Here is a 26,242-nt window from a genome sequence, read left to right as displayed (position 1 = left end):
GGATATCGCGCGCAGGCTCACTCCTACATTGGTTTTGTGGTGTTGATTAGTTCGGTGTTGGTTTTTTGAAGACGTAAAACAGGTTCGGCTCACTCACCAGATACAACGTCCCGTCATCATCCATCGCAATGCCTTCCGCCTGCGGTACGGTTTTCTTCAAACCCTGCCGCCCGCCACTGATGGACATCGTGCTCAGCGGCCGCCCGCCGACATCCAGCTCCAGAATCAGCCGCGACTCATCCGACAGTGCCAGCAAATGCCCGCTGCGCTCGTCGTACTGCAAACTCGACAGATCGCGCACAAACATCCCGGCGTCACGCTTGGGATCGTTGATCACATGCACCGCGTAGGACTTCTCCGGATTGAAATGCGGAAAGCCGTGCACTTCGTAGATCAGCATCGGGTTACGCTCTTTCGCGACAAATAAGCGCTTGCCTACCGAGTCATACGCCAGGCCTTCAAAACCTTTGTTGCTGGCCATATGCACGCCGAGGGTCATCTGCTCGGCGTCCGCCGCGTCGAGGAATGTGGTGTCTGCCTCCAGGTGTATCTTGATCAGCCGCTGCTGACGCTCATCAGTGATCACGTAGGTGTCGGCGCTGATGTACTCGACGGCTTCGGGATCACCAAAACCAATCAGTGCGATACGCCGCAGGATCTGGCCTTCGAGCGACAGTTCGACCAGTTCGGAATTCTTGTTGGTCACGGTGAACAGGCTTTTGCGCACCGGATCGAAGGTCAGCGCCGAGACATCGTCGTCCAGCCCGTCAATCACCCGCGCTTCAATCTCGACTCGATACTGGTCCAACGCAATGGATTCACTGCTCAGCGGTTGCCACAACGTGTGCAGATTGAACCAGGCGCGCTCGAACAGGCGCATGTATTGGCCGATCGCAATCAACGCGATCAGGGCAATCACCGACAGGAAAATAATCAGAGGCTTGGGGCGGGCAAGTCGACGCATTCGGATGAGCTCGGGATCAAAACAGGCGGATGAAATATCACGCCCGTCTGAACTGAAGCTTAATGGCCACTTGCCTCAAACCACAAGCCAACCCCTGTAGGAGCTGCCGCAGGCTGCGATCTGATCGTTCCCACGCTCTGCGTGGGAACGCAGCCGGGGACGCTCTGCGTCCCACAGTCAAAAGATCGTCCGAACGCGGCCCGAACCTTCGGCAGCTCCTACATTGGAATCGGTAAAGGCTGCTATTTCTGTTTTTCGAAGCGATAGAACAGGTTCGGCTCGCTGACCATGTACAGCGTGCCCGCCTCGTCCATGGTCACGCCTTCGGCGCGGGGGATGGTGTTTTTCAGACCGTTGAAGCCGCCAAGCAGGGTCATGAAGCTGACCTGTTCGCCCTTCTCGTCCAGTTCCAGCAGCAGATGTGAGTCGGCGGACAGCACCAGGGTGTGCTGGGTGCGCGGGTCAATCGCCAAGGCCGAGAGGTTGCGAATATCCAGTTCATCACTGGCAAGTTTCTGCTTTTCACCCTTGAGGATCTGGCTGCCATCGCTTTTCCAGGTAAACAGCGCCGGTGGCCGCTCCTCGCCCAACAGCAATTGCTGGTTGTGCGCATCCCAGGTAATAGCTTCGAAGGCTTTGTTCTGGTCTTTCGACGGGCCGAGATCGTATTTCGGGAAGTCGGCGATGTTCAATTCGCGGGTGTCGCCGTCGACTTTGACGATCGACAGCAGGTGCTGGCGCTCATCGACGATGGCCATCAGGCCGTTTTCCATCATCGTCAGGCCTTCCGGATTGCTCCAGCCCACCAGCGGCATCTTGCGCAGCACATCACCTTGCAAGGTCAGCTCGGCGAGAAACGGGTTCTTGCCCATCACCGAGAAAAGCGTTTTGGTCTGCGGGTTGTATGCCAGATCCGAAGCCTCGTCCTTCTCCATCCCCTTGAGCGGCTTGGCATCTATCACCACTCGATAGTCCGGCAGCCAGATGCTTTCCTTCTGCTCGGCCTGGCTTTCGAAGCTTTCCTGCAGCCAGAGCACCCCGCGATCATCCCAATGCATGGCAAACGCCAAGGCATAAGCGGCGGCAACCACCAGCAAGAGCCAGACATACCAGCGCAGGGAGAAACGTGAGCGGCGGGTGGGTTTGAGCTGAGTTTGAGATGACATCGATGGACGCGTTCCGAAAATTCAGGCTATGGGTAATAGCACAAAGAGGCCGGCTCAGACGCCAGAATGAGAGGAATTATCCGTACAGGATGTGAAAAAAACGGCAAATGGCGGGATTGCCCTGCGCCATTGTGGGAGAGATCACAAAACCCTGTAGGAGTGAGCCTGCTCGCGATGGCGTCAGGTCAGTCGAAACAATCGTTGACTGACAGACCGCTATCGCGAGCAGGCTCACTCCTGCAAGGGGACCGCGTTAAATCAGCGCACGCTGCTGGTGAAGCTGCTCGCGCCGACCAGCTCGAGGACGATGTCGTCGCCCACGTTCAGCGGGCCAACACCCACCGGCGTACCGGTGAGGATCACATCACCGGCCTGCAGCGAGAAGCAGCCGGCCATGTGCTGGATCATCGGCACGATCGGATTGAGCATCGCACTGCTGTTGCCGTCCTGGCGGACTTCGCCGTTGATGGTCAGACGAATACCGATGTCGGTCAGGTCAGCAAAGGTGCTGCCGACCACGAACGGCGCAAGCACCGCCGCGCCGTCGAACGACTTGGCGATTTCCCACGGCAGGCCCTTGGCTTTCAGCTCGGCCTGCTTGTCGCGCAGGGTCAGGTCCAGCGCCGGGGCGAAACCGGAAATGGCGTCGAGCACTTCTTCACGGCTCGGTTTGGTCGACAACGGCTTGCCGATCAACACGGCGATTTCCGCTTCGTAGTGCACCGAACCGCGCTCGGTCGGAATGGCGAAACCGCCTTCCAGCTCGACCACGCAACTGCCTGGTTTGATGAACAGTAACGGCTCGGTAGGCACCGGGTTGTCCAGTTCCTTGGCGTGTTCGGCGTAATTACGGCCAATGCACACGACTTTCCCGATCGGGAAGTGGATGCGCGTGCCGTCGACGTACTGGTGCTGATAGCTCATTTACCGACTCCTGCCTTCATTGATTCATCAAAGATTGCCGATCAAACCGCAAAAATCTTGCCCGGGTTCATGATGCCGTTCGGGTCGAACACCGCTTTTACCGCTTTCATGTACTCGATCTCGACCGGGGAACGGCTGTAGGTCAAGTAATCGCGCTTGGTCATGCCCACGCCATGTTCAGCGGAAATCGAACCGTTGTACTTCTCGACGGTTTCGAACACCCACTTGTTGACGGTCGCGCACTTGGCGAAGAACTCGTCCTTGCTCAGGTTATCCGGCTTGAGAATGTTCAAGTGCAGGTTGCCGTCGCCGATGTGGCCGAACCAGACGATTTCGAAGTCCGGATAGTGTTCGCCGACGATCGCGTCGATTTCCTTGAGAAATGCCGACACTTTCGACACGGTGACCGAGATGTCGTTCTTGTACGGCGTCCAGTGCGAGATGGTTTCGGAGATGTATTCGCGCAGTTTCCACAAGTTCTGCAACTGCGTTTCGCTCTGGCTCATCACGCCGTCCAGCACCCAGCCCTGCTCGACGCAATGCTCGAAGGTTTCCAGTGCACTGTTGGCCACTTCTTCGGTGGTCGCTTCGAATTCCAGCAGTGCGTAGAACGGGCAATCGGTTTCGAAAGGTGCCGGCACGTCACCACGGCCCATGACTTTGGCCAGAGCTTTGTCGGAGAAGAATTCGAACGCGGTCAGGTCAAGCTTGCCCTGGAAGGCGTGCAACACCGGCATGATCGAGTCGAAATCAGCGGTGCCGAGGACCATCGCGGTGAGGTTTTTCGGCGCACGATCGAGGCGCATGGTCGCTTCGACGACAAAACCGAGGGTGCCTTCAGCACCGATAAACAGCTGACGCAAGTCGTAGCCGGTGGCGTTCTTGATCAGGTCTTTGTTCAGTTCCAGCACATCACCCTTGCCGGTGACCACCTTCATGCCGGCGACCCAGTTGCGGGTCATGCCGTAGCGAATCACCTTGATCCCGCCGGCATTGGTGCCAATATTGCCGCCAATCTGGCTGGAACCTGCCGAAGCGAAATCGACCGGGTAGTACAAGCCTTTCTCTTCGGCGACGTTCTGCAAATGCTCGGTGACCACGCCCGGCTGACAAACGGCGGTGCGGTCGGTGAGGTTCACGTCGAGAATCTGATTCATGTAATCGAACGACACGACCACTTCGCCATTCGCCGCCACGGCAGCGGCGGAAAGCCCGGTGCGCCCGCCCGATGGCACCAGTGCGACCTTGTGCGAGTTGGCCCAACGGACCACCGCCTGCACCTGCTCAATGGTCTTGGGAAACACGATGGCACTTGGCGCCGGGGCGAAGTGTTTGGTCCAATCCTTGCCGTACGCATTCAGGGAGTCGGCGTCGGTCAGGACCTTGCCAGGCTCGACCAGGGTCTTCAGTTCATCAATCAGGGCAGGATTGGTCATCGACAGAACTCTCGAACAATTCATGGTCATCCTGAGAACGCTTCACGTCGCAGGAATGAGTGTTTAGCGGGGAGGCTATGCTAGCATATCGACCCCGCAGGACAGCGCCCAAGGCCAGATCCGCGGAGACGACTTTCTTGTCGTCCGGGTCAGCGTCTGTTGACCATTTCCTGCCATTTTTCTCCGGGATACAGGTTTACGCAGATGAGCAAGACTTCTCTCGATAAGAGCAAGATCAAGTTCCTTCTTCTCGAAGGCGTCCACCAATCGGCTGTCGACGTCCTCAAGGCGGCGGGCTACACCAGCATCGAATACCTGACAGGTTCCTTGCCAGAAGCCCAGCTCAAGGAAAAGATCGCTGACGCTCACTTCATCGGCATTCGTTCGCGCACCCAATTGACCGAAGAGATCTTCGATCACGCGAAGAAGCTGGTAGCGGTCGGCTGTTTCTGCATCGGCACCAACCAGGTTGACCTGAGTGCTGCCCGTGAGCGCGGTATTGCCGTGTTCAACGCGCCGTACTCCAACACCCGCTCCGTAGCGGAACTGGTGCTGGCCGAAGCGATCCTGCTGCTGCGCGGCATCCCGGAGAAAAACGCTTCCTGCCACCGTGGCGGCTGGATCAAATCCGCAGCCAACTCCTTCGAGATCCGTGGCAAGAAACTGGGTATCGTCGGCTACGGCTCGATCGGTACGCAGCTGTCGGTTCTGGCTGAAGGTCTGGGCATGCAGGTGTACTTCTACGACACCGTGACCAAGCTGCCACTGGGCAACGCCACTCAGATCGGTAGCCTGACCGAGCTGCTGGGCATGTCCGACATCGTCACCCTGCACGTTCCGGAAACCGCTGCGACCCAGTGGATGATCGGCGAGAAGGAAATCCGCGCCATCAAAAAGGGCGGCATCCTGATCAACGCGGCGCGCGGTACCGTGGTCGAGCTGGACGCCCTGGCGGACGCGATCAAGGACAAGCACCTGATCGGCGCGGCCATCGACGTGTTCCCGGTGGAGCCACGCTCCAACGACGAAGAGTTCGAAAGCCCGCTGCGTGGCCTCGACAACGTGATCCTGACCCCGCACATCGGTGGTTCGACCGCCGAAGCGCAAGCCAACATCGGTCTGGAAGTGGCAGAAAAACTGGTCAAGTACAGCGACAACGGTACCTCCGTTTCGTCGGTGAACTTCCCGGAAGTGGCCCTGCCGGCTCACCCTGGCAAGCACCGCCTGCTACACATCCACGAGAACATCCCGGGTGTGATGAGCGAGATCAACAAGGTCTTCGCCGAAAACGGCATCAACATCTCCGGTCAGTTCCTGCAGACCAACGAGAAGGTTGGCTACGTGGTGATCGACGTCGACGCCGAGTACTCGGATCTGGCGCAAGAGAAGCTGCAGCACATCAACGGCACTATCCGTAGCCGTGTGTTGTTCTGATTTAGCGTTGAGCGACAAAAAAGGGAGCCTTCGGGCTCCCTTTTTCATGCACGGCGAAAAGGTTATTCGACGTTGACGGTGATTTTTTTCGAGACGATTGGCGGGTCGAACGCCATGTGACCGCTGTCGCCAAGTTCCAGCTGCAAGGTGTGTTGGCCCGGGGCGAGCTTGATGTCAGCCTGGGTCTGCGCCTTGCCGAAGTGCATATGATTGGCATCGGTAGGGACGACCGAACCGGCAGGAACGATTTCCTTGGCGTCGATCAGCAGGTGATGGTGACCGGTGTTTTTGGTGACGTCACCGGCCGGCGCCAGCGCGACGCCCTTGGTACCGAATTTGACGGTAAATGTCTGCGAAACCGTGGCCCCGTCCTCGGGAGAAACGATGAACACTTCGGCGCCTTTTGGTGCCGGTGTCGCCGCACTGGCCAGCACCGAAACACCCATCAGCACACCCGCCAACGCTGCACGTGACATAAAGCTTTTCATTTTCTTCTCCAGTTTTTCCGTAAAATCCGCACGGTCATGACAACTTCATGACCATTCGTTGTCGAAGGCACTCGACAACCATAGCAAAGCGAGCCTGAATCAGAGCGTCGCGATAATGATTTCAAAGGAGTGACCATGCGTTTTCTGCCTGGCCTGATCTGCCTGCTACCCCTTTTGAGCCCTTTGGCTCACGCCGAACTGATTGATGACGTCAACGACCGTGGCGAGCTGCGCATAGCCCTTGAGGCTAATACACCGCCGTTCAATTACAAGGAAGGCGACACACTCACGGGGTTCGAGGTCGAGCTTGGGCAACTGCTGGCCCGGGAGCTGGATGTACGCGCTGACTTCATCGTCACGGATGAGGCAGACCTGCTCCAGGGCGTTGAAAGCGGCAAGTACGACGTTGCGCTCAACCACATAGCACTGACATCCGAACTCAAGGATCGTTTCGACTTCAGCGAGTCTTACGGCAAGGTCGATTCGCAGTTACTGGCGAAAAAAGACGAGCAGCCACGGCCGATGGTGCTGGTGCAGGCGTTGACGGAAGAGAAGCCGAAAGTGGCAGAGCCGGTGGAATTGGCGATTCCGTTTCAGAAGGGTAATCCGGCATTTCAGGCCAGCCTTGCGAGTGCGATGCAGCGGATCAGGGCGGATGGACGTTTGGCAGCGCTGACCGAGAAGTGGTTGAAACCTTAAAAGCCCCTCACCCTAACCCTCCCGAAACGTCGGACCGCCCGTAGGTAGAGGGGACTGATTTGGGGTTGCTTTAGAGATACGCCGACCTGGGATGGCTATACCGAATCCGAAATCGACTGGTCATGGCTTTGTCGATTCCATAATCGATCGGTCATGGCTGTGTCGAATCCATAGTCGATAAGGTCTTCCAGGTCGATGCAAGACGTCAGACACCTCGGTCGGCCCCCTCTCCCTCCGGGAGAGGGCTGGGGTGAGGGCAACGATTCCGGATCAGCCCAAAGCCGCCAGAGCCACCGCCGCCTCAGGCAATTCAAGCTCACTGAAAACCTGCACACCATGACGCTTGAGCAACGCGGCCGTCACGCCCTCACCAGAGATTTTGACCCCGCTGAACGTCCCGTCATACGTCAGCAGATTCCCGCAAGAAGGACTGTTGGCCTTAAGCACCGCCACGCGGATGCCATATTTCTGCACCAGTTCCAGTGCCTGCCGCGCACCATCGAGAAACTGCGCACTGACATTTTCGCCCTCAGTGGTGATCACCGCCGCGACACCATCGAGCACTTCACCGCCCTGCCCGCCCGGGATCTCCGCCGCCGCCCGTGGCGTTGGCAAACCACCCGCAACCTCCGGACACAACGGCACCACCCGCCCTTCGGCAATCCACTGTTCAAGCAAATCAAACGGCCCGCTCGCACCACCGTCATAACGCACGCGATGACCCAACAGGCAGCGGCTGACCAGAATCTTGTCCATATCAGAACGGCTCGTTGCCACGGCGACGAAACCAGCCAGTCAGCGACAGGCGCTCGCGGTTCGCCGGCAGCACTTCATGAGGCACCTCACCAGAGAGAAACACCACCAGACACCCGCCAGTAGGCTGCACGTCATGCACGCGCTCATCATTCAGGTACATGCGCAACTGACCGCCATCCTCCGGCAGCCAAGCGTCATTGAGGTAGACCACCACCGACACCATGCGCTTGTCATCGTCGCGAAAACGGTCGACATGCCGGCGATAAAAAGCGCCGGGCGGATACAAGGCGAAATGGCACTCAAAATCCTCAAGACCGAGAAACAGGCCACGGTTGAGCGCCTCACGCAGGCTTTCCATCAAGTTCAGATAGCGGTCGCTGGACTCGGCTTGGCCCGGGTCGATCCACTGAATGTGGTCGCCACGAATCCCCTCGCGGATCTCCGAAAACGGCCCACGCCCCACCGCCGCCGGCGCCAGTTCACCCTCGGCTTCACGTTTGCGGCACTCGGCCGCCAGCTCGCGGGTCAAACCGGCGGGCAGGAATATGTTCTGCTGCGACCAGCCGTGTTCGGCCAGGTCATCGACAATGCGTAACAGCAGTGGGTGTTCAGAGGATATTTGCATGGCGCGCATAGTATGTCGGCGGCAACAAATCCGACAGAGCCACGCGGCGGCTTGCTACGAATTCTCGACAAGTACCGGCACCGCACGGAGAATAGTCCGCTGCTGACAGGAGTCCCTATGCGCCGTTTGCTTTTTTCACTGTTGATGTTCTGCGTTTTGCCCGCCTGGGCGGACGGCCACGATCAGTTGTACAAGGTCGCCGGCTGGCCAGATCAACGTGCGCATTTCAATGACGCCCTGACGGCCGCACAGCAGCGCTATCAGAACAGCCTGCCGCCGGCGGTGTTTCAAGCATTGGTGAACAACAGTAATCAGCGCTTCGCGCCGCAGGCTGTCGATCAACGTGCCGAAGCGCAACTGCGGCAGAAGCTTGCCGACCCGAAACCGGCGCTGACCTTCTTTCAATCACCGCTGGGCAAGAAAATCGTCGCAGCCGAATTGCTGGCGACCCGGCGCGATCAATTGGCGAAAAATGCCAAGGGTCTGCCAAAGATGCAGGCCAGCGACAGCCGTCTGCTGATCATCGGCCACCTCGCGCAAGCCTTGCCGGCCCGTGAAGCTGGCGCCGAAGTGAGCTTGGCGATTGCTGGTGTGGCGGCGGACAGCTTGAGTTCGATGATTCCGGGGCTGCTCGGTGGTGGTCAGGCGCAAGGTATGCTCAACGGTCAGCGCCAGCGTTTGATGGATCAGATTGGCGCGGACATGAACAACACGTTGCTCTACGTCTATCGCGATTTGTCGGATGAAGAGCTGGAAGAGTTTGCGACGTTTGCCGAGTCGACTGAAGGCAAGGCCTACTATCAGGCGGCACTGGCGGCGATTCGCGCAGGGTTGGCGGTCGGGCAATGAGCTTCAGCGCCTGACTTGCCAGCGATGGGGCCTTCAGCTTCACTAGAGATTCCGGCCTCTGATGCGCTTGCTGAGAAACTCGAAATACTCCTCCCGCATCTCCGCCGTCTCATTCGCCAGATGATGCCGCGCCTCGGCTAACAACAAGATCTGCGGCCGATCAAACTTCCATTTCAACACCTGTAGATTGTGCTGCCAGTCGACGGTCATGTCCGCCTGCCCCTGAATGATCAGTGGCCGCCGCGGACTCTTCTTCGCGTGCTCGACGCGGATGATCCAACGCGATAACGCCCCCACCCATTTCGTCGGCAAGCGTCGTGGCTGCAACGGATCGGCCTGCAGAAACGGCAGGAAATCCGGGTCGTTGGAATTCTCGCTGAAGCGTCGCGCGACACCCCTGACGAAAGGCCTGAGCAGGTAATAACTCAGCTGCGACCAGCCCCACGCCCGTGGCCGCACCAGCGGCGCCATCAAAATCACCTGGCCCTGCGCCGGGCTGTTTTCAGCATGGTTGAGCAGGTGATCGACCACAATCGCCCCGCCAGTGCTCTGCCCGCACAAATGCCACGGCTGCGGCAGGGCGATCGACTGCGCCTCGGCGAACAACGCTTGCAGGACGTCCTGATACTCGGAGAAATCGCGAATGCTCGCGCGCGGCCCGCTCGACAGACCATGCCCCGGCAAATCGCAGGCGATCACCGCGAAGTCCTGATCCAGCGCCCACTCGATCACATGCCGATACAGCCCGGTGTGATCGTAGTAGCCGTGCAGCAGAAACAGCGTCGCCTTGACCTTCTCCGGCCACCAGCAATGGCTGACCACTTCATAACCATCGACTTCGAAACGGCCCATGCCACGCCAGACATCGCGATGGGGAAAATCGGTTTGATAAAACTGCTGGTACGCCTTCGCCTCGTCCGACAACGGCTGCCACTCGGCCAAAGGCTTGAGGCTGGCGCGGATTTGATCGGGGTCGAAAGTGGCAGACATAAGGCAATTCCAAAGCGGTAAACAGACTTTATCGGCCTGCGATATTCATCTGTAGTGACAGACATGGCAAGCTAGCCGACCTTTCGAGGATCGAAAACCATGCGTTCGCCCTACCGCACCGCACTGTTTGCCAGCCTGCTCGCGCTGATTTGCGCCGGGGTGCTGTGGGCGGCGTATGACTGGTTTCAGGGGCGTTATCTGCGAGCGTTCAGCGAACACACGGCGGTATTTTCCGGTGATCCGCTGCGCCTGCCGGACAACCTCGCCGGCCCTGGCAAGATTCGCCTGGTGCACTTCTGGGACCCGGCCTGCCCGTGCAACGTCGGCAATCAACAGCACCTGACCGAGATGGTCGAGCAGTTTGGCGCCAAAGGCGTGGAGTTCTTCGCTGTGCAGAAGGCTGGCAGCCACGGTCAGTTGCCGGCAACCCTCAGCAGCCTGAAAACCATCACGATATTGCCCGGCTCCGAACAGGTACCCGCCAGCCCGGCCGTGGCGATCTGGGATCGCAGCGGCAAACTGGCCTACTTCGGTCCGTACAGCGAAGGCCTCACCTGCAATTCCAGCAACAGCTTTATCGAACCGATTTTGAATGCCCTGACGGAAGATCGCCCAGTCAGTGCCACGCACACCCTGGCGGTCGGGTGTTACTGCCCGTGGCCGGTGGAGACGCAGTAAGGCATTCCGGACTTTTCAAGGACAGCGCTGCACGGCACTGAAGGTCTGTGCTAATTGTTTGCAGCCCGACGGGCGGCATCCCGCCTGCACAAGGAGTCACCATGAAGCGCGTGTTCACCGTACTTGCCCTGCTCATCGTTGTTCTGCTTGTCGGCGTCGGCGGGTATGTCTACAGCAAACAACCGACGCGCCAGGGTCAGGTCGAGCTGCGCAACCTGCAGGGTTCGGTGACCGTGCGCTACGACGAACGCGGCGTGCCGCACATTCGCGCCGAGAACGAAACCGACCTCTATCGCGCCCTCGGTTATGTGCATGCCCAGGATCGCCTGTTCCAGATGGAAGCCATGCGCCGCCTCGCCCGGGGCGAACTGGCCGAAGTGCTCGGGCCGAAACTGCTCGACACCGACAAACTGTTCCGCAGCCTGCGCATTCGTGAGCGCGCCGCCAGTTACGTCGCCAGTCTCGATAAACAGTCGCCGGCGTGGAAGGGCCTGCAAGCCTATCTGGATGGCATCAACCAATATCAGGACAGCCACGCTGCACCGATCGAGTTTGACGTGCTGGGCATCCCCAAACGGCCGTTCACCGCCGAAGACAGCATCAGCGTCGCCGGCTACATGGCCTATAGCTTTGCCGCGGCGTTTCGCACCGAACCGCTGCTGACCTACGTGCGCGATCAGCTCGGCGCCGATTACCTCAACGTTTTCGACCTCGACTGGCAGCCCAAAGGCGTGCTGGTCAACGGTCACGCCAAGCCTGCGCCGGCCCTCGCCGCTGGCGACTGGAAGGACCTCAACGCCCTCGCCCGCCTCAGCGAACAGGCGTTGATCGACAACGGTCTGCCGCAGTTCGAAGGAAGTAATGCTTGGGTCATCGCGGGCAGCCGCAGCCAGAGCGGCAAGCCATTGCTGGCGGGTGATCCGCACATTCGTTTCTCGGTGCCGTCGGTGTGGTACGAAGCGCAATTGTCGGCGCCCGGCTTCGAGTTGTACGGCCATCATCAGGCGCTGGTGCCGTTTGCGTTTCTCGGTCACAACCTCGATTTCGGCTGGAGCCTGACCATGTTCCAGAACGACGATCTCGATCTGATCGCCGAGAAGGTCAACCCGGATAATCCGAATCAGGTCTGGTATCGCGGCCAGTGGACCGACATGGTAGTCACGCAACAGCAGATCAACGTGAAGGGGCAGTCGCCGGTGACCCTGACCCTGCGCCAATCGCCCCACGGCCCTATCGTCAACGATGCGCTCGGCAACGCTGCCGGCAAAACGCCGATTGCCATGTGGTGGGCCTTTCTCGAAACACCGAACCCGATCCTCGAAGGCTTCTACCAGCTCAATCGCGCCGACACCCTGGCCAAGGCCCGCGCCGCTGCCGCAAAAGTCCAGGCGCCGGGGCTGAACCTGGTTTACGCCAACGCCAAGGGCGACATCGCCTGGTGGGCTTCGGCATTGCTGCCCAAGCGCCCGGCCGGGGTGCGGCCGGAATTCATGCTCGACGGCAGCAGCAATCAGGCCGACAAGGACGGTTTCTACCCGTTCAGCGCCAACCCGCAGGAAGAAAACCCGGCGCGCGGCTACATCGTCTCGGCCAACTTCCAGCCCATGTCGCCGACGGGAATGGAGATTCCCGGTTACTACAACCTCGCCGATCGCGGTCAGCAACTGAACCGGCAGCTCAGCGACAAGAGCGTGAAGTGGACCAACGAGGCCAATCAGAAGCTGCAACTGGGCACCACCACCGGTTACGGCCCGCGCTTGCTCGCGCCGTTGCTGCCGGTGCTGCGTGAGGTGGTCAGCGATCCGGCGCAACTGAAACTGGTCGAGCAACTGGCGCAGTGGCCAGGCGACTATCCGCTGGATTCGGTCAGCGCGACGGTATTCAACCAGTTCCTCTACGACCTGGCCGATGCGGCGATGCGTGATGAGTTGGGCAATGACTTCTTCGAGACATTACTGTCGACGCGGGTGATCGATGCGGCGCTGCCGAAACTGGCGGCGAATGCCGATTCACCGTGGTGGGACAACCGCAGCACGCCGAACAAGGAGACCCGCGCCGATATCGTCCGCGCGGCGTGGCAGGCGAGCATGCAGCACTTGAAGCTGACCCTGGGCGATAACTCTGCCGAGTGGAAATGGGGCGCTGCGCACACGCTGACTCACGGCCATCCGTTGGGACAGCAGAAGCCGCTGGATCGGATTTTCAACGTTGGGCCGTTTGCGGCGCCGGGCAGTCATGAAGTGCCGAACAACCTTTCAGCGAAGATCGGCCCGGCGCCATGGCCGGTGACGTATGGGCCGTCGACGCGGCGCTTGGTGGATTTTGCCGATCCGGCGCATGGGTTAACGATTAACCCGGTTGGGCAGAGCGGTGTGCCGTTCGACAGTCACTATGACGATCAGGCTGAGGCGTATGTCGACGGGATGTATGTGCAGGCGCATTTCAATGACGAAGAGGTGACGGCGAATACGCGCAGTACCTTGAAGCTGTTGCCGATGCGGGCACCGTAAAAGCCCCTCACCCTAGCCCTCCCGAAACGTCGGACCGCCCAGAAGGAGAGGGGACTGATTGGGGGATGCTCAAGGTTTACAGCGACCTGACACTGCTTTACCGAATCCATAATCGCTAAGGTCTTTCAGGTCGATGTATCACGCCAGACACTGCGGTCGGCCCCCTCTCCCTCTGGGCGGTCCGACGTTTCGGGAGGGCTGGGGTGAGGGTAAGGGTCAAAGCATCACCGCAAAATTCAGCCGAAACTGCTGCGGCGTAACCCCCAACCGCCGGTTAAACACCCCACGCATATGCTGCGCATCGCGAAACCCGCACTGATACGCCACAGTCTTCAACGGCGCCGCCGTGCTCTCCAGCATCACCCGCGCCGCATCCACCCGCGCCCGCTCGACAAACTCCGCCGGCGTCACCTTCGCCTCACGAGCAAACACCCGAGAAAAGTTACGCGCACTCATGTTCGCCGCATTGGCCAGATCGGCGATCGTCAGATCACCCGTGAGATTGGCCAACACATACAACTGCACCATCGCCACCGCCGACGTCGGCTCTGCATGCGGCGTGAGGAACGGGCTGAACTGCGACTGGCCACCAGACCGCTGGGTGAACACCACCAGCCGTTTAGCCACGCTCAGCGCCACTTCAGCACCGTGATCACGCGCCAGCAGGTAGAGCGACAGATCAATCCCCGCCGTGACCCCGGCCGAGGTATAGAGCGTGCCGTCCTCGACATACAAGCGATCAGCCTCGACCTGCGTCGTCGGACACAACTGCGCCAACGCCTCGGCGTCATTCCAGTGCGTAGTCACGGTGCGCCCCTCCAGCAACCCCGCGCGCGCGAGCGTGAACGCGCCGTTGCAGATCGAACCAAAACGCTGCGCCCGTGCACAGGCCTCACGCAGCCAACCGTCGAACGTCGCGCCGAAATCCATGAACGGCAATTGTGGCCCACCGGCGACCAGCAGCAGATCGTAGGCGTCGAGTGCTTCGCTGAAATGCCGATGGGCATTCAGGTTCAAACCGTTGGAGCAGGCCATCGGGCCGTGTTCGACGCCGATCACTTCGAGCCGATAGTGATCCTCGGCCGCCAGGAAGCGATTGGCCTCGGCGAACACATCCATCGGGCCGCTGACATCCAGTGACTGCACTCCGGCGAACACGACGATGGCGACGGTTTTGCTCATGGCTGTGGATTCCCCCTTTAAGAGCAAAAGATCGCAGCCTGCGGCAGCTCCTACAGGTGTCCGCGTTCCCATGTAGGAGCTGCCGAAGGCTGCGATCTTTTAGCTTGGCACGATTTGCAGGTCGATTGGCAAGGATCGCAGCCATGCATCGATTGTCCCCTTTCAGCGTCGGGAACAGACTTTCCCCAGCAGCGCCACAACGGCGTTTCAGTGAGGAAACCTGCCATGAGCACAACCATCGCCGGCATCAAAATCCCCGACAGCGCCCTCGTCCGGGCCACCACCGAGTACATCCGCGACATCGAATCCGACCTGCTCTACCACCACTCGCGGCGGGTATTTTTGTTCGGCGCACTGAGCGGTGAACGCCAACAACTGGCCTACGATCCGGAGCTGCTCTACGTCGGCGCGATGTTCCACGACCTCGGCCTGGTCGAAGGTCATCGCAGTGATGACGAGCGTTTCGAAGTGGACGGTGCCAACGCGGCGGCGGCGTTTCTCAAACCGTACGGGCTCAGCGATGACGATATCGAACAGGTGTGGCTGTCGATTGCCCTGCACACCACGCCGGGCGTACCGAAGCATCTGCGTCCGACCGTGGCGCTGGTCACTGCAGGTGTCGAGATGGATGTACTCGGAATGGACTACGCCGCGTTCAGCACTGTGCAGCGCGAAGCGGTGGTGCATGCGCACCCGCGCGGGGAAGGCTTCAAGGAGTGCATCATCTGCGCGTTTGCCGAGGGTTTGCGCCATCGTCCGCAGACCACGTTCGGCAATGTGAAGACCGATGTGCTGAAGGATCAGGAGCCGGGGTTCAAGCCGATGAACTTTGTCGAGGTCATCCGCCACTCACCCTGGACTGCCTAAAACCCATGTAGGAGTGAGCCTGCTCGCGATGGCGTCCTGTCAGTTGGAAATTTCCTGACTGACACTCCGCTATCGCGAGCAGGCTCACTCCTACAGTTTGAATTGGGTTGGTCTCGAGAATGAGGCCAACCCATTAGTGCTTACGCGGCTTCCGGGCTTGGTGCGCGACGCACGTCCGGCTGCTTCCACGAATCGGCAGCGCTTTCTTCGATGGCTTGCTGGATGGCTTTCTTGCGCGCTTCTTCGGCACGGCGGCTGAAGAACCAGACCATGAAGGTCACGATCGACACCGCCAGCAGAATCAGACTGGCCACGGCGTTGATCTCGGGCTTCACGCCCAGACGCACCGCCGAGAACACTTCCATCGGCAGGGTCGTCGAACCCGGACCGGAAACGAAGCTCGCCAGCACCAGGTCATCCAGCGACAGCGCGAACGACATCATGCCGCCCGCCGCCAGCGATGGCGCGATCATCGGGATGGTGATCAGGAAGAACACCTTCCACGGCCGCGCACCGAGGTCCATCGCCGCTTCTTCGATCGACAGGTCCAGCTCACGCAGACGCGCCGACACCACCACCGCCACATACGCCGCACAGAATGTGGTGTGGGCGATCCAGATGGTGACGATGCCACGTTCCTGCGGCCAGCCGATCATCTGCGCCATGGCCACGAACAGCAGCAACAGCGACAGACCGGTGATCACTTCCGGCATTACCAATGGCGCCGTCACCAGACCGCCGAACAGCGTACGGCCCTTGAAGCGAGTGATGCGCGTCAGCACGAACGCCGCCAGTGTGCCCAGCGCCACCGCAGCAACTGCGGTGTAGCAGGCGATTTCCAGCGAGCGCAGCACCGAGCCCATCAGTTGGGTGTTGTCGAGCAACCCGACGTACCACTTGATCGACCAGCCGCCCCACACCGTTACCAGTTTCGAGGCGTTGAACGAGTAGATCACCAGGATCAGCATCGGCAGGTAGATGAACAACAAACCGATGACCAGCATCAGGCTGGAGAAACGGATGCGCTTCATTCTTTGCCCTCCATTTCTTTGGCCTGACTGCGGTTGAACAGAATGATCGGCACAATCAGGATCGCCAGCATCACCACTGCCAGCGCGGATGCCACCGGCCAGTCACGGTTATTGAAGAACTCTTGCCAGAGCACTTTACCGATCATCAGGGTTTCCGGACCGCCGAGCAGTTCCGGGATCACGAACTCACCGACCACCGGGATGAACACCAGCATGCAGCCGGCAATAATGCCGTTCTTGGACAGCGGGATGGTGATTTTCCAGAAACTGTTGAAGGTGCTCGAACCCAAGTCCGATGCGGCTTCGAGCAGACTGTTGTCGTGCTTCACCAGGTTGGCGTACAGCGGCAGGATCATGAACGGCAGGTACGAGTAAACGACACCGATGTACACCGCAAGGTTGGTGTTGAGGATCTGCAGTGGCTCGTCGATGAAACCCATGCTCATCAGGAAACCGTTGAGCAAACCGTTGTTGCTGAGGATGCCCATCCACGCGTAAACGCGGATCAGGATCGCCGTCCACGTCGGCATCATGATCAGCAGCACCAGCACCGTTTGCAGCTCTTTACGGGCGGTGGCGATGGCGTAGGCCATCGGGTAGCCGATCACCAGACAGAGGATGGTGCTGATCAGCGCCATCTTCAGCGAGCCGAGGTAAGCGGCGATGTACAACTCGTCGCCCGCCAGCATTGCGTAGTTGCCCAGGTTCAGCAGCAGTTGCAGCTTCTGCTCGGCGTACGTGTAGATCTCGGTGTACGGCGGGATGGCCACGTCGGCTTCGGCGAAGCTGATCTTCAGAACGATGAAGAACGGCAGCATGAAGAACAGGAACAGCCAGATGAACGGGACCCCGATGACCAGTTGGCGGCCATTGGGGATTATTCGGTTGATGCGGCGTTTGAATTTGCGCATGTTCATGAGCGAAGTACCACGCCGCTGTCGTCTTCCCACCACACGTAAACCTGATCGCCCCAGGTCGGACGCGCGCCACGGCGCTCGGCGTTGGCGACGAACGACTGCACCAGTTTGCCGCTCGGCAATTCTACGTAGAACACCGAGTGCCCGCCGAGGTAGGCGATGTCGTGGACTTTGCCGCTCGACCAGTTGTATTCGCAGGTCGGTTGATCGGCGGTAACCAGCAGCTTCTCCGGACGGATCGCGTAAGTCACGGACTTGTCCTGCACCGAGGTGCTGATGCCGTGGCCGACGTAGATCTGCCGATCGAGATCTTTGCAGGTAATGGTTGCGTGGCCTTCAGCGTCGTCGATCACTTCGCCTTCGAAGATGTTGACGTTGCCGATGAATTCGCAGACCAAGCGGCTGGTCGGGGTTTCGTAGATGTCGATCGGGCTGCCGATCTGGGCGATCCAGCCCAGGTGCATGATCGCGATGCGCTCGGCCATGGTCATGGCCTCTTCCTGATCGTGGGTCACCATCACGCAGGTCACACCGACGCGCTCGATGATCTCGACCAGTTCCAGCTGCATCTGCGAACGCAGTTTCTTGTCCAGTGCGCCCATCGGCTCATCGAGTAGCAACAGTTTCGGCCGCTTCGCCAGCGAACGTGCCAGCGCCACGCGCTGACGCTGACCGCCGGACAGTTGATGCGGCTTGCGTTTGGCGTACTGGCTCATCTGCACCAGCTTGAGCATCTCGGCCACGCGAGCATCGACTTCAGCGGCCGGAATCTTGTCCTGCTTGAGGCCGAAGGCGATGTTCTGCGCCACGGTCATGTGCGGGAACAAGGCGTACGACTGGAACATCATGTTGATCGGACGTTCGTACGGCGGCATGTCGGTGATGTCGACGCCGTCGAGGAAAATGCGCCCCTCCGTGGGCCGTTCGAACCCTGCCAGCATCCGCAGCAGAGTGGATTTGCCCGATCCCGAACCGCCGAGCAGGGCGAAGATTTCGCCCTTTTTGATTTCCAGGGACACATCGTCCACGGCAATCGTCTCGTCGAACTTCTTCGTGACCCGGTCGATTTTGACCAACACCTGTTTCGGTGTCTGGTCGCCCTCGAGGGCTTTCTTATAGGCGCCGGAGGCAACTGCCATTTACGAAACTCCCAGAAAAAAACAGTGCAGTTCGCCCCGCAAGGCGAACCCAGGATAGTGTGTGCCTTACATCCCCGACTTGACCTTGGTCCAGCTGCGGGTCATCAGGCGCTGAATGTTCGGTGGCAACTCGATCGACACATAAGCCTTGTCGATAACGGCCTGCGGCGGATACACCGACGCATCGGTGCGGATGGATTGCTCCATCAACTTGTCCGCACCCGGATTAGGGTTGGCATAACCGACGTAATCACTGACCTGAGCGATCACCTCAGGTTTCAGCAGATAGTTGATGAAGGCATGGGCCTGCTTCACGTTCGACGAATCCTTGGGGATTGCCAGCATGTCGAACCACAGCGCACCACCTTCTTTCGGCACCACGTAGGCGATGTTCACGCCCTTCTTGGCTTCGGCTGCGCGGTTCTTCGCCTGGAAGATATCGCCAGAGAAACCGATGGCCACGCAGATGTCGCCGTTGGCCAGATCACCGATGTATTTCGAGGAGTGGAAGTAGGTCACGTAAGGACGCACCGCGAGCAATTTGTCGGTGGCTTTTTCGTAATCCTTCGGATTGGTGCTGTTGGCATTCAGGCCCAGATAGTTGAGCACGGTCGGCATCATTTCATCCGCCGAATCGAGGAATGCCACACCGCAGCTTTGCAGCTTCTTGATGTTCTCAGGCTCGAACAAAACGCCCCACGAATCGATCTTGTCGACACCCAGAACGGCCTTCACTTTATCGACGTTGTAACCGATGCCGTTGGTGCCCCACAGGTACGGCACGGCGTACAGGTTGCCCGGATCGTTCTGCTCCAGACGCTTGAGCAGCGCCGGGTCGAGATTGGAATAATTTGGCAACTGCGACTTGTCGAGTTTCTGGAACGCGCCGGCCTTGATCTGCTTGCCGAGGAAGTGGTTCGACGGCACGACCACGTCGTAACCGGTACGCCCGGCCAGCAGTTTGCCTTCCAGGGTTTCGTTGGAATCGAACACGTCATAGACCGGTTTGATCCCGGTGGCTTTCTGGAAGTCGGCCAGGGTGGTCTCGCCGATGTAATCGGACCAGTTATAAATATGCACCGTACCGGCGGCCTGGGCTCCGACAGCAATCGTCAGGCCGGCAGTGGCCAGCAGGGCTTTGCGCAAAGAAGAAAAAATAGGCAAGTGGAGGTCCTCTAAATTAGTTGGGCCCAAGTTGCCCCGCGCTGCATGACAGCCGTGGCTGCCCGGCAACAAAACCGGCGCGCAACTTACCCTCGAAAAACCGTTCCTGCAAAACTTCCTGTCATTTAATTGATCCGCTGGCCGCCTTCGCGGGAGACGACGGCCAGCGGTTGTTGCTTCAAACCGGGTTATTTACCGGATTTGATCTTGGTCCAGCTGCGAGTGATCAGGCGCAGGGTCGCTGCGTCCAGGTCGCTGATCGCATAGAGCTGTTTCTTCACTTCAGCCGATGGGTAGATGCTCGGATCGCTGGTGATGTCTTTGTCGACCAGTGGCGTAGCAGCTTTGTTGCCGTTCGGGAAACGCACGGCGTTGGTGATGCCGGCCATCACTTGCGGCTCAAGCAGGTAGTTCATGAACTTGTAGGCGGCTTCGACGTTTTCGGCATCCTTGGGAATGGCGACCATGTCGTAGAACGTGCCAGCACCTTCTTTTGGAATGGTGTATGCCAGCTTGACCTTGTCACCGGCTTCCTGGGCGCGGGTCTTGGATTGTTCCAGGTCACCCGAGTAACCGACGGCGACGCAGATGTTGCCGTTGGCCAGGTCGGAGATGTACTTGGAGGAATGGAAGTAGGCAACCGAAGGACGAATTTTCAGGAACAGGTCTTCGGCGGCTTTCAGGTCAGCCTTGTCTTTGCTGTTGGTCGGCTTGCCCAGGTAGTGCAACGCCGCCGGAATCATTTCGGTCGGTGCGTCGAGGAAGCTTACGCCGCAGCTTTTGAGCTTCTCGATGTTTTCCGGCTTGAACACCACGTCCCAGGAATCGATCTTGTCGATGCCCAGCGCGGCCTTGACCTTGGCCGGGTTGTAGCCGATGCCGATCGAGCCCCACATGTACGGGAACGCGTGCTTGTTGCCTTGGTCGCTGGCATCGCCAACAGCCTTGAGCAGGTCTTCGTCGAGGTTCTTCCAGTTCGGCAGCTTGGACTTGTCCAGCTCCTGGTAAACACCGGCTTTGATCTGCTTGGCGAGGAAGTTATTGGAAGGCACCACGATGTCGTAACCGGACTTGCCGGCCAGCAGCTTGGCTTCCAGGGTTTCGTTGCTGTCGAAGACGTCATAGACGACTTTGATCCCGGTGGCTTTTTCGAAGTTGGCCACGGTGTCCGGGGCGATATAGTCGGACCAGTTGTAGACGTGCAACACCTTGTCGTCCGCCTGCGCCGCAGCCGCCATGACTCCCATCAGGGACATGGCGAGCAGAGTCTTGCCAGCGAGCTTTTTGCCTAATGCCTTCATGCGTTAATGCTCCAAATTTTTCTTTTTTGAACCACTTTGTTCAGCGGCCGAACCCGGACAACTGGAACCGCGGCTAGTCTGGCAAGATCCGAGGCGGTCTTTCAAGAAAAGACCAGCCTTTCTGACAGCTTTAAGCGCGAGCGCCACGGCTCCCCCGCTCAAAGCCTAGCACTTAGCCCTGCAACGCACTGAGGGTCAGGTCCAGACACTTGCGTGCCTTTGTAACCAGCTCATCGATTTCCGCTTTGCTGATCACCAGCGGCGGCGCAATGATCATGGTGTCGCCCACAGCGCGCATGATCAGGCCGTTGTCGAAGCAGAACTGGCGGCAGATCATGCCGACGCCCTTGCCTTCGTAACGCTTGCGCGTGGCCTTGTCCTGCACCAGCTCGATCGCGCCCAACAGACCGACTCCGCGAACTTCACCCACCAACGGGTGATCGTTCAGTTCCCGCAGACGTTTCTGCAAATACGGTGCCGTTTCGTTGTGCGCGTTCTCGATAATTTTTTCATCACGCAAGATGCGGATGTTTTCCAGGCCCACCGCTGCTGCCACCGGGTGACCGGAGTAAGTGAAGCCGTGATTGAAATCGCCGCCTTCATTGAGCACCGCCACCACGGAGTCGCGAACGATCAGGCCACCCATCGGGATGTAGCCGGAGGTCAGGCCTTTGGCGATGGTCATCATGTCCGGCTTGAGATCGTAAAAATCACTGCCGAACCACTCACCGGTACGACCGAAACCGCAAATCACTTCGTCGGCGACAAAGAGGATGTCGTACTTGGCGAGGATTTCCTTGATGCGCGGCCAGTAGCTGTCGGGCGGAATGATCACACCGCCGGCGCCCTGGATCGGCTCGGCAATAAAGGCACCGACGTTGTCGACGCCGACTTCGAGAATTTTCTCTTCCAGCTGATTGGCCGCCCAGATACCGAACTCTTCCGGCGACATTTCGCCGCCTTCGGCGAACCAGTACGGCTGCGCGATATGGACGATGCCCGGGATCGGCAAGTCGCCTTGTTCGTGCATATACGTCATGCCACCGAGGCTCGCGCCGGCCACGGTCGAACCGTGATAACCGTTCTTGCGGCTGATGATGACTTTCTTGTTCGGCTGGCCTTTGATCGCCCAGTAGTGCCGGACCATGCGCAGCATGGTGTCGTTGCCTTCGGAGCCGGAACCGGTGAAGAACACGTGGTTCATGCCTTGCGGTGCCACGTCGGCAATGGCCTTGGCCAGTTCCAGCGCCGGCGGGTGCGCGGTCTGGAAGAACAGGTTGTAGTACGGCAGTTCGCGCATCTGTTTGGCAGCCGCGTCGGCCAGCTCATCGCGACCATAACCGATGGCCACACACCACAGACCGGCCATGCCGTCGAGAATCTTGTTGCCTTCGCTGTCCCACAGGTAAACGCCCTTGGCGTTGGTGATGATCCGCGGGCCTTTCTCTTTCAGCTGCTTGAAGTCGCTGAACGGGGCCAGGTGATGATCATTGCTGAGTGCTTGCCACTCGCGGGTTTGCGGGTTGTTGCTGGTCATGCCAATTCTCCTTGTTATCGGTGAAGGCGCGGCCGGTGAGGACCGCGCCCGGCGTATCAGACGGCGAAGAGCAGGTACTCACGCTCCCAGGAACTGATCACGCGCTTGAAGTTTTCATGCTCGGCCCGTTTTACCGCGACGTAGCCTGTGATGAAGGTTTTGCCCAGGTACTTCTCGATGGTCGCGCTGTTTTCCATACGCTCCAGCGCATCTTCGATGGTCAGCGGCAGGCGCAGGTTGCGGCGCTCGTAACCACGGCCCACCACTGGCGCGCTCGGGTTGAGGCCTTCGACCATGCCGATATAGCCGCAGAGCAGGCTCGCGGCGATCGCCAGGTACGGGTTGGCGTCAGCGCCCGGCAGGCGGTTTTCCACACGGCGGTTCTGCGGGCCGGCATCCGGTACGCGCAGGCCGACGGTGCGGTTTTCTTCGCCCCACTCGACGTTCACCGGTGCCGAGGTGTCCGGCAGGAAGCGGCGGAACGAGTTGACGTTCGGTGCGAACAACGGCAACAGCTCAGGAATCAGTTTCTGCAAACCACCGATGTGGTGCAGGAACAACTGGCTCATGGTCCCGTCTTCATTAGAGAAGACGTTCTTGCCGGTCTCGATGTCGATGATGCTCTGGTGCAAGTGCATCGCACTGCCCGGCTCGCCGGTCATCGGTTTGGCCATAAATGTCGCGGCTACATCGTGCTTGAGCGCGGCTTCGCGCATGGTGCGTTTGAACACCAGGATCTGGTCGGCCAGCGACAGTGCGTCGCCGTGACGGAAGTTGATTTCCATCTGCGCCGTGCCGTCTTCGTGGATCAGCGTGTCGAGATCCAGCTCCTGCAGTTCGCACCAGTCGTAGACGTCCTCGAACAGCGGGTCGAATTCGTTCGCCGCTTCGATCGAGAACGACTGACGACCGATTTCCGGACGGCCCGAGCGACCAATCGGCGGCTGCAACGGATAGTCCGGGTCGTCGCTGCGCTTGGTCAGGTAGAACTCCATTTCCGGCGCCACGATTGGCTGCCAGCCCTTGTCGGCATAGAGCTTGAGAACTTTCTTGAGGACGTTGCGCGGCGACAGCTCGATCGGGTTGCCTTGCTTGTCGTAGGTGTCGTGGATCACCTGCGCGGTCGGCTCGATGGCCCACGGCACCATGTACACCGCGTTCTGGTCAGGGCGGCAGATCATGTCGATGTCGGCCGGGTCGAGCAGTTCGTAATAGATGTCGTCTTCGACGTAGTCGCCGGTCACGGTCTGCAACAGCACGCTTTCTGGCAGACGCATGCCTTTTTCGGCGATGAACTTGTTGGTCGGCGAGATCTTGCCCCGGGTGATACCGGTCAAGTCGGCGATCATGCATTCGACTTCTGTGATCTTGTGGTCTTTCAACCAATCGGTGAGCTGGTCGAGGTTGTTACTCATAAATGCCTCTGGGCTGAGTCTCCTGACAGAATGTCAGGCAAAGTTTGACGCTTGGAGCGTCGCGTTAAAGGGGGCTTGCTCGCGCAGTGCCGGCTTACGCCCGGCACCGCGCATAGACAATGAAAGAGGAGCTTACCTGCCCTTTACGCTGGCGTTGCATTTCCTGTGCACAGTCCAGGCGTGCAGAATCATGAGCACGGCTGGGCAAGCGGCACAGGCTTTGAGGGTGAAAGCGATCTATATTGGAAGGGGACGCCATAAACAGGATGCTTTCCCGTACGTCCAGAATATCGGACGCTGGCGTTTGAACGGCCATGGACGGGAATATCGTCGGCAACTGGCGAGCCATGCTGGCTGCGCTACGGACGGATTGGTCGCCACTGATGTGATGAGCATGCAGACCGGACTGTTGCGAGCAGTCGGTGATGCCGATTAACGGCAGGCGAGACATGAAGCACCCCGGTATTATTGCTGTTATGGGTTTGATCCGAGCTTAGCCTTGTTCATTTTTTTACACAACACCCCCGTAAAAAATACAACACGGCCTGCTCAAGCCCGCGGGTGCACAGTCTTCCAGGGACAAAAAAACGCCCGAAAGTGCCCCATAAATGCCCTTGCAGCGCTTTTTTAGGGCAAAAAAGGCCTCGCTTGACTTCGGCAGGCCGTTCGGGTTGACTGAAACCAGAAAAGATCAATGATTGATATTTTTAACAACAAAGGTGTTGCATCATGTCGGTACCCCCGCGTGCCGTTCAGCTTAACGAAGCGAACGCGTTCCTTAAGGAACATCCTGAGGTTCTGTACGTTGACCTTCTGATTGCGGATATGAATGGTGTGGTGCGCGGCAAGCGCATCGAACGCACCAGCCTCCACAAGGTTTACGAGAAAGGCATCAACCTGCCGGCCTCTCTATTTGCTCTGGATATCAATGGCTCTACGGTGGAAAGCACCGGCCTGGGCCTGGACATCGGCGACGCCGATCGTATCTGCTATCCAATCCCCGATACCCTGTGCAACGAGCCATGGCAGAAACGCCCGACCGCGCAACTGTTGATGACCATGCACGAACTCGAAGGCGACCCATTCTTCGCCGATCCGCGCGAAGTGCTCCGTCAAGTTGTTGCAAAGTTTGACGAGCTGGGCCTGACCATCTGCGCCGCATTCGAACTCGAGTTCTACCTGATCGACCAGGAAAACGTGAACGGCCGCCCTCAGCCGCCACGCTCGCCGATCTCCGGCAAACGCCCGCACTCGACGCAGGTCTACCTGATCGACGACCTCGACGAATACGTCGACTGCCTCCAGGACATTCTGGAAGGTGCCAAAGAGCAAGGCATCCCTGCCGACGCCATCGTCAAGGAAAGTGCCCCGGCGCAGTTCGAAGTGAACCTGCACCACGTCGCCGACCCGATCAAGGCCTGCGACTACGCGGTACTGCTCAAGCGTCTGATCAAGAACATCGCCTACGACCATGAAATGGACACCACCTTCATGGCCAAGCCTTATCCGGGTCAGGCCGGTAATGGTCTGCACGTACACATTTCGATTCTGGATAAAGAAGGCAAAAACATTTTTGCCAGCGAGGATCCCGAGCAGAACGCCGCGCTGCGTCACGCGATCGGCGGTGTGCTCGAGACCCTGCCCGCGCAGATGGCTTTCCTCTGCCCGAACGTCAACTCGTACCGCCGTTTCGGCGCGCAGTTCTATGTACCGAACTCGCCTTGCTGGGGTCTGGACAACCGCACCGTGGCGATTCGCGTACCGACCGGCTCGTCCGATGCCGTGCGTATCGAACACCGCGTCGCCGGTGCCGACGCCAACCCTTACCTGCTGATGGCTTCGGTACTGGCCGGCGTGCACCACGGTCTGACCAACAAGATCGAGCCGGGCGCGCCAGTCGAAGGCAACAGCTACGAGCAGAACGAGCAAAGCCTGCCGAACAACTTGCGCGATGCCCTGCGTGAGCTGGACGACAGCGAGGTGATGGCCAAGTACATCGATCCGAAGTACATCGATATCTTCGTCGCCTGCAAGGAAAGCGAGCTGGAAGAGTTCGAACACTCCATCTCCGACCTTGAGTACAACTGGTATCTGCATACCGTTTAAGCGGTTGTAGCTTCAGGAAAGAACGCCGTTGGCTGATTTAGCCAACGGCGTTTTTTTATGGCCG

23 protein-coding genes are annotated in these 26,242 nt (G+C 59.1%); 7 read left to right on the top strand and 16 right to left on the bottom strand.

What is annotated here, in order from left to right; all coding sequences use genetic code 11:
- Positions 1 to 46: 46 nt before the first annotated feature.
- From ACM6JQ_RS20815 to ACM6JQ_RS20800, 4 genes are all read right to left on the bottom strand, one after another.
- Positions 47 to 964, bottom strand: a complete 918-nt coding sequence (locus ACM6JQ_RS20815) for an SdiA-regulated domain-containing protein (protein WP_414894602.1) — start codon at positions 962 to 964, stop codon at positions 47 to 49.
- Positions 965 to 1,206: 242 nt separating this feature from the next.
- Positions 1,207 to 2,130 carry an SdiA-regulated domain-containing protein gene (locus tag ACM6JQ_RS20810; RefSeq protein WP_095112824.1) on the bottom strand — a complete coding sequence of 308 codons (924 nt, stop codon included), beginning with the start codon at positions 2,128 to 2,130 and terminating at the stop codon, positions 1,207 to 1,209.
- Positions 2,131 to 2,388: 258 nt separating this feature from the next.
- Positions 2,389 to 3,054 carry a fumarylacetoacetate hydrolase family protein gene (locus ACM6JQ_RS20805; RefSeq protein WP_007913879.1) on the bottom strand — a complete coding sequence of 222 codons (666 nt, stop codon included), beginning with the start codon at positions 3,052 to 3,054 and terminating at the stop codon, positions 2,389 to 2,391.
- Positions 3,055 to 3,095: 41 nt separating this feature from the next.
- On the bottom strand, positions 3,096 to 4,490 hold the full coding sequence (locus ACM6JQ_RS20800) for an FAD-binding oxidoreductase (RefSeq protein ID WP_414894601.1): 1,395 nt from the start codon (positions 4,488 to 4,490) through the stop codon (positions 3,096 to 3,098).
- Positions 4,491 to 4,694: 204 nt separating this feature from the next.
- Here ACM6JQ_RS20800 and serA point away from each other — a divergent pair, with 204 nt between their 5' ends.
- Complete coding sequence (serA, locus tag ACM6JQ_RS20795; RefSeq protein ID WP_008085296.1) at positions 4,695 to 5,924, top strand: phosphoglycerate dehydrogenase; 1,230 nt, start codon at positions 4,695 to 4,697, stop codon at positions 5,922 to 5,924.
- Between the two features lie 62 nt (positions 5,925 to 5,986).
- On the opposite strand, the gene ACM6JQ_RS20790 is transcribed toward serA, so the two are convergent.
- Entirely contained in the window at positions 5,987 to 6,412 is a 426-nt protein-coding gene (locus ACM6JQ_RS20790; protein WP_095112825.1) for a DUF4399 domain-containing protein, read from the bottom strand.
- Between the two features lie 135 nt (positions 6,413 to 6,547).
- Between ACM6JQ_RS20790 and ACM6JQ_RS20785 the strand changes: the two genes are divergently transcribed.
- Positions 6,548 to 7,111: a transporter substrate-binding domain-containing protein gene (locus ACM6JQ_RS20785; protein WP_414894600.1), complete on the top strand. Its 564-nt coding sequence runs from the start codon at positions 6,548 to 6,550 to the stop codon at positions 7,109 to 7,111.
- 270 nt (positions 7,112 to 7,381) lie between these two features.
- Here ACM6JQ_RS20785 and ACM6JQ_RS20780 read toward each other — a convergent pair whose 3' ends face one another.
- Positions 7,382 to 7,867: a DUF523 domain-containing protein gene (locus ACM6JQ_RS20780; protein ID WP_007913870.1), complete on the bottom strand. Its 486-nt coding sequence runs from the start codon at positions 7,865 to 7,867 to the stop codon at positions 7,382 to 7,384.
- Position 7,868: 1 nt separating this feature from the next.
- Positions 7,869 to 8,501: a 2OG-Fe(II) oxygenase gene (locus ACM6JQ_RS20775; RefSeq protein ID WP_414894599.1), complete on the bottom strand. Its 633-nt coding sequence runs from the start codon at positions 8,499 to 8,501 to the stop codon at positions 7,869 to 7,871.
- A 108-nt stretch (positions 8,502 to 8,609) separates the two neighbouring features.
- On the opposite strand from ACM6JQ_RS20775, the gene ACM6JQ_RS20770 reads away from it, so the two are divergent.
- Positions 8,610 to 9,341: a DUF2059 domain-containing protein gene (locus tag ACM6JQ_RS20770; protein WP_007913867.1), complete on the top strand. Its 732-nt coding sequence runs from the start codon at positions 8,610 to 8,612 to the stop codon at positions 9,339 to 9,341.
- A gap of 42 nt (positions 9,342 to 9,383) precedes the next feature.
- Here ACM6JQ_RS20770 and ACM6JQ_RS20765 read toward each other — a convergent pair whose 3' ends face one another.
- Positions 9,384 to 10,331, bottom strand: a complete 948-nt coding sequence (locus ACM6JQ_RS20765) for an alpha/beta hydrolase (protein WP_007913866.1) — start codon at positions 10,329 to 10,331, stop codon at positions 9,384 to 9,386.
- 99 nt (positions 10,332 to 10,430) lie between these two features.
- Between ACM6JQ_RS20765 and ACM6JQ_RS20760 the strand changes: the two genes are divergently transcribed.
- Both ACM6JQ_RS20760 and ACM6JQ_RS20755 read left to right on the top strand, forming a co-directional pair.
- Positions 10,431 to 11,009, top strand: a complete 579-nt coding sequence (locus tag ACM6JQ_RS20760) for a DUF6436 domain-containing protein (RefSeq protein WP_414894598.1) — start codon at positions 10,431 to 10,433, stop codon at positions 11,007 to 11,009.
- Positions 11,010 to 11,110: 101 nt separating this feature from the next.
- The gene (locus tag ACM6JQ_RS20755; RefSeq protein WP_414894597.1) at positions 11,111 to 13,519 is read left to right on the top strand and encodes a penicillin acylase family protein; all 2,409 of its coding nucleotides are present in this window, start codon (positions 11,111 to 11,113) and stop codon (positions 13,517 to 13,519) included.
- 216 nt (positions 13,520 to 13,735) lie between these two features.
- Here ACM6JQ_RS20755 and ACM6JQ_RS20750 read toward each other — a convergent pair whose 3' ends face one another.
- Positions 13,736 to 14,701: a GlxA family transcriptional regulator gene (locus tag ACM6JQ_RS20750; RefSeq protein WP_414894596.1), complete on the bottom strand. Its 966-nt coding sequence runs from the start codon at positions 14,699 to 14,701 to the stop codon at positions 13,736 to 13,738.
- A gap of 225 nt (positions 14,702 to 14,926) precedes the next feature.
- Here ACM6JQ_RS20750 and ACM6JQ_RS20745 point away from each other — a divergent pair, with 225 nt between their 5' ends.
- A complete protein-coding gene (locus tag ACM6JQ_RS20745) occupies positions 14,927 to 15,568 on the top strand; it encodes an HD domain-containing protein (protein ID WP_414894595.1) in 642 nt (213 codons plus the stop codon).
- Positions 15,569 to 15,708: 140 nt separating this feature from the next.
- Here ACM6JQ_RS20745 and ACM6JQ_RS20740 read toward each other — a convergent pair whose 3' ends face one another.
- From ACM6JQ_RS20740 to ACM6JQ_RS20710, 7 genes are all read right to left on the bottom strand, one after another.
- Positions 15,709 to 16,599 (bottom strand): ABC transporter permease subunit, encoded by an 891-nt coding sequence (locus ACM6JQ_RS20740; RefSeq protein WP_007913861.1) that lies wholly within the window; start codon positions 16,597 to 16,599, stop codon positions 15,709 to 15,711.
- Positions 16,596 to 17,477, bottom strand: a complete 882-nt coding sequence (locus tag ACM6JQ_RS20735; RefSeq protein ID WP_176091783.1) for an ABC transporter permease subunit — start codon at positions 17,475 to 17,477, stop codon at positions 16,596 to 16,598. Before ACM6JQ_RS20735 ends, ACM6JQ_RS20740 begins: the two co-directional genes overlap by 4 nt.
- A 35-nt stretch (positions 17,478 to 17,512) precedes the next feature.
- Complete coding sequence (locus ACM6JQ_RS20730; protein WP_007913856.1) at positions 17,513 to 18,655, bottom strand: ABC transporter ATP-binding protein; 1,143 nt, start codon at positions 18,653 to 18,655, stop codon at positions 17,513 to 17,515.
- Between the two features lie 66 nt (positions 18,656 to 18,721).
- Positions 18,722 to 19,819, bottom strand: a complete 1,098-nt coding sequence (locus ACM6JQ_RS20725) for a polyamine ABC transporter substrate-binding protein (protein WP_414894594.1) — start codon at positions 19,817 to 19,819, stop codon at positions 18,722 to 18,724.
- A 188-nt stretch (positions 19,820 to 20,007) separates the two neighbouring features.
- The gene (locus ACM6JQ_RS20720) at positions 20,008 to 21,120 is read right to left on the bottom strand and encodes a polyamine ABC transporter substrate-binding protein (RefSeq protein WP_007913851.1); all 1,113 of its coding nucleotides are present in this window, start codon (positions 21,118 to 21,120) and stop codon (positions 20,008 to 20,010) included.
- A 172-nt stretch (positions 21,121 to 21,292) separates the two neighbouring features.
- Positions 21,293 to 22,657, bottom strand: a complete 1,365-nt coding sequence (locus ACM6JQ_RS20715) for an aspartate aminotransferase family protein (protein ID WP_414894593.1) — start codon at positions 22,655 to 22,657, stop codon at positions 21,293 to 21,295.
- Between the two features lie 56 nt (positions 22,658 to 22,713).
- Positions 22,714 to 24,072 (bottom strand): glutamine synthetase family protein, encoded by a 1,359-nt coding sequence (locus ACM6JQ_RS20710; protein WP_007913846.1) that lies wholly within the window; start codon positions 24,070 to 24,072, stop codon positions 22,714 to 22,716.
- Between the two features lie 729 nt (positions 24,073 to 24,801).
- Between ACM6JQ_RS20710 and ACM6JQ_RS20705 the strand changes: the two genes are divergently transcribed.
- The gene (locus tag ACM6JQ_RS20705; RefSeq protein WP_007913842.1) at positions 24,802 to 26,178 is read left to right on the top strand and encodes a glutamine synthetase family protein; all 1,377 of its coding nucleotides are present in this window, start codon (positions 24,802 to 24,804) and stop codon (positions 26,176 to 26,178) included.
- The last annotated feature ends 64 nt before the right edge of the window (positions 26,179 to 26,242 follow it).

Source organism: Pseudomonas sp. IT-232MI5, from assembly GCF_949767845.1.
Classification (GTDB): Bacteria; Pseudomonadota; Gammaproteobacteria; order Pseudomonadales; family Pseudomonadaceae; genus Aquipseudomonas.
The sequence above is the reverse complement of the archived record's forward strand: the minus strand, read 5'-3'. Positions and strand labels throughout refer to the sequence as shown.

Bases quoted from the DNA above. Each gene is read 5' to 3' on its own strand.
- ACM6JQ_RS20815 (WP_414894602.1), bottom strand. From the start codon at position 964: ATGCGTCGACTTGCCCGCCCCAAGCCTCTGATTATTTTCCTGTCGGTG.
- ACM6JQ_RS20810 (WP_095112824.1), bottom strand. From the start codon at position 2,130: ATGTCATCTCAAACTCAGCTCAAACCCACCCGCCGCTCACGTTTCTCC.
- ACM6JQ_RS20805 (WP_007913879.1), bottom strand. From the start codon at position 3,054: ATGAGCTATCAGCACCAGTACGTCGACGGCACGCGCATCCACTTCCCG.
- ACM6JQ_RS20800 (WP_414894601.1), bottom strand. From the start codon at position 4,490: ATGACCAATCCTGCCCTGATTGATGAACTGAAGACCCTGGTCGAGCCT.
- serA (WP_008085296.1), top strand. From the start codon at position 4,695: ATGAGCAAGACTTCTCTCGATAAGAGCAAGATCAAGTTCCTTCTTCTC.
- ACM6JQ_RS20790 (WP_095112825.1), bottom strand. From the start codon at position 6,412: ATGAAAAGCTTTATGTCACGTGCAGCGTTGGCGGGTGTGCTGATGGGT.
- ACM6JQ_RS20785 (WP_414894600.1), top strand. From the start codon at position 6,548: ATGCGTTTTCTGCCTGGCCTGATCTGCCTGCTACCCCTTTTGAGCCCT.
- ACM6JQ_RS20780 (WP_007913870.1), bottom strand. From the start codon at position 7,867: ATGGACAAGATTCTGGTCAGCCGCTGCCTGTTGGGTCATCGCGTGCGT.
- ACM6JQ_RS20775 (WP_414894599.1), bottom strand. From the start codon at position 8,501: ATGCGCGCCATGCAAATATCCTCTGAACACCCACTGCTGTTACGCATT.
- ACM6JQ_RS20770 (WP_007913867.1), top strand. From the start codon at position 8,610: ATGCGCCGTTTGCTTTTTTCACTGTTGATGTTCTGCGTTTTGCCCGCC.
- ACM6JQ_RS20765 (WP_007913866.1), bottom strand. From the start codon at position 10,331: ATGTCTGCCACTTTCGACCCCGATCAAATCCGCGCCAGCCTCAAGCCT.
- ACM6JQ_RS20760 (WP_414894598.1), top strand. From the start codon at position 10,431: ATGCGTTCGCCCTACCGCACCGCACTGTTTGCCAGCCTGCTCGCGCTG.
- ACM6JQ_RS20755 (WP_414894597.1), top strand. From the start codon at position 11,111: ATGAAGCGCGTGTTCACCGTACTTGCCCTGCTCATCGTTGTTCTGCTT.
- ACM6JQ_RS20750 (WP_414894596.1), bottom strand. From the start codon at position 14,701: ATGAGCAAAACCGTCGCCATCGTCGTGTTCGCCGGAGTGCAGTCACTG.
- ACM6JQ_RS20745 (WP_414894595.1), top strand. From the start codon at position 14,927: ATGAGCACAACCATCGCCGGCATCAAAATCCCCGACAGCGCCCTCGTC.
- ACM6JQ_RS20740 (WP_007913861.1), bottom strand. From the start codon at position 16,599: ATGAAGCGCATCCGTTTCTCCAGCCTGATGCTGGTCATCGGTTTGTTG.
- ACM6JQ_RS20730 (WP_007913856.1), bottom strand. From the start codon at position 18,655: ATGGCAGTTGCCTCCGGCGCCTATAAGAAAGCCCTCGAGGGCGACCAG.
- ACM6JQ_RS20720 (WP_007913851.1), bottom strand. From the start codon at position 21,120: ATGAAGGCATTAGGCAAAAAGCTCGCTGGCAAGACTCTGCTCGCCATG.
- ACM6JQ_RS20715 (WP_414894593.1), bottom strand. From the start codon at position 22,657: ATGACCAGCAACAACCCGCAAACCCGCGAGTGGCAAGCACTCAGCAAT.
- ACM6JQ_RS20710 (WP_007913846.1), bottom strand. From the start codon at position 24,072: ATGAGTAACAACCTCGACCAGCTCACCGATTGGTTGAAAGACCACAAG.
- ACM6JQ_RS20705 (WP_007913842.1), top strand. From the start codon at position 24,802: ATGTCGGTACCCCCGCGTGCCGTTCAGCTTAACGAAGCGAACGCGTTC.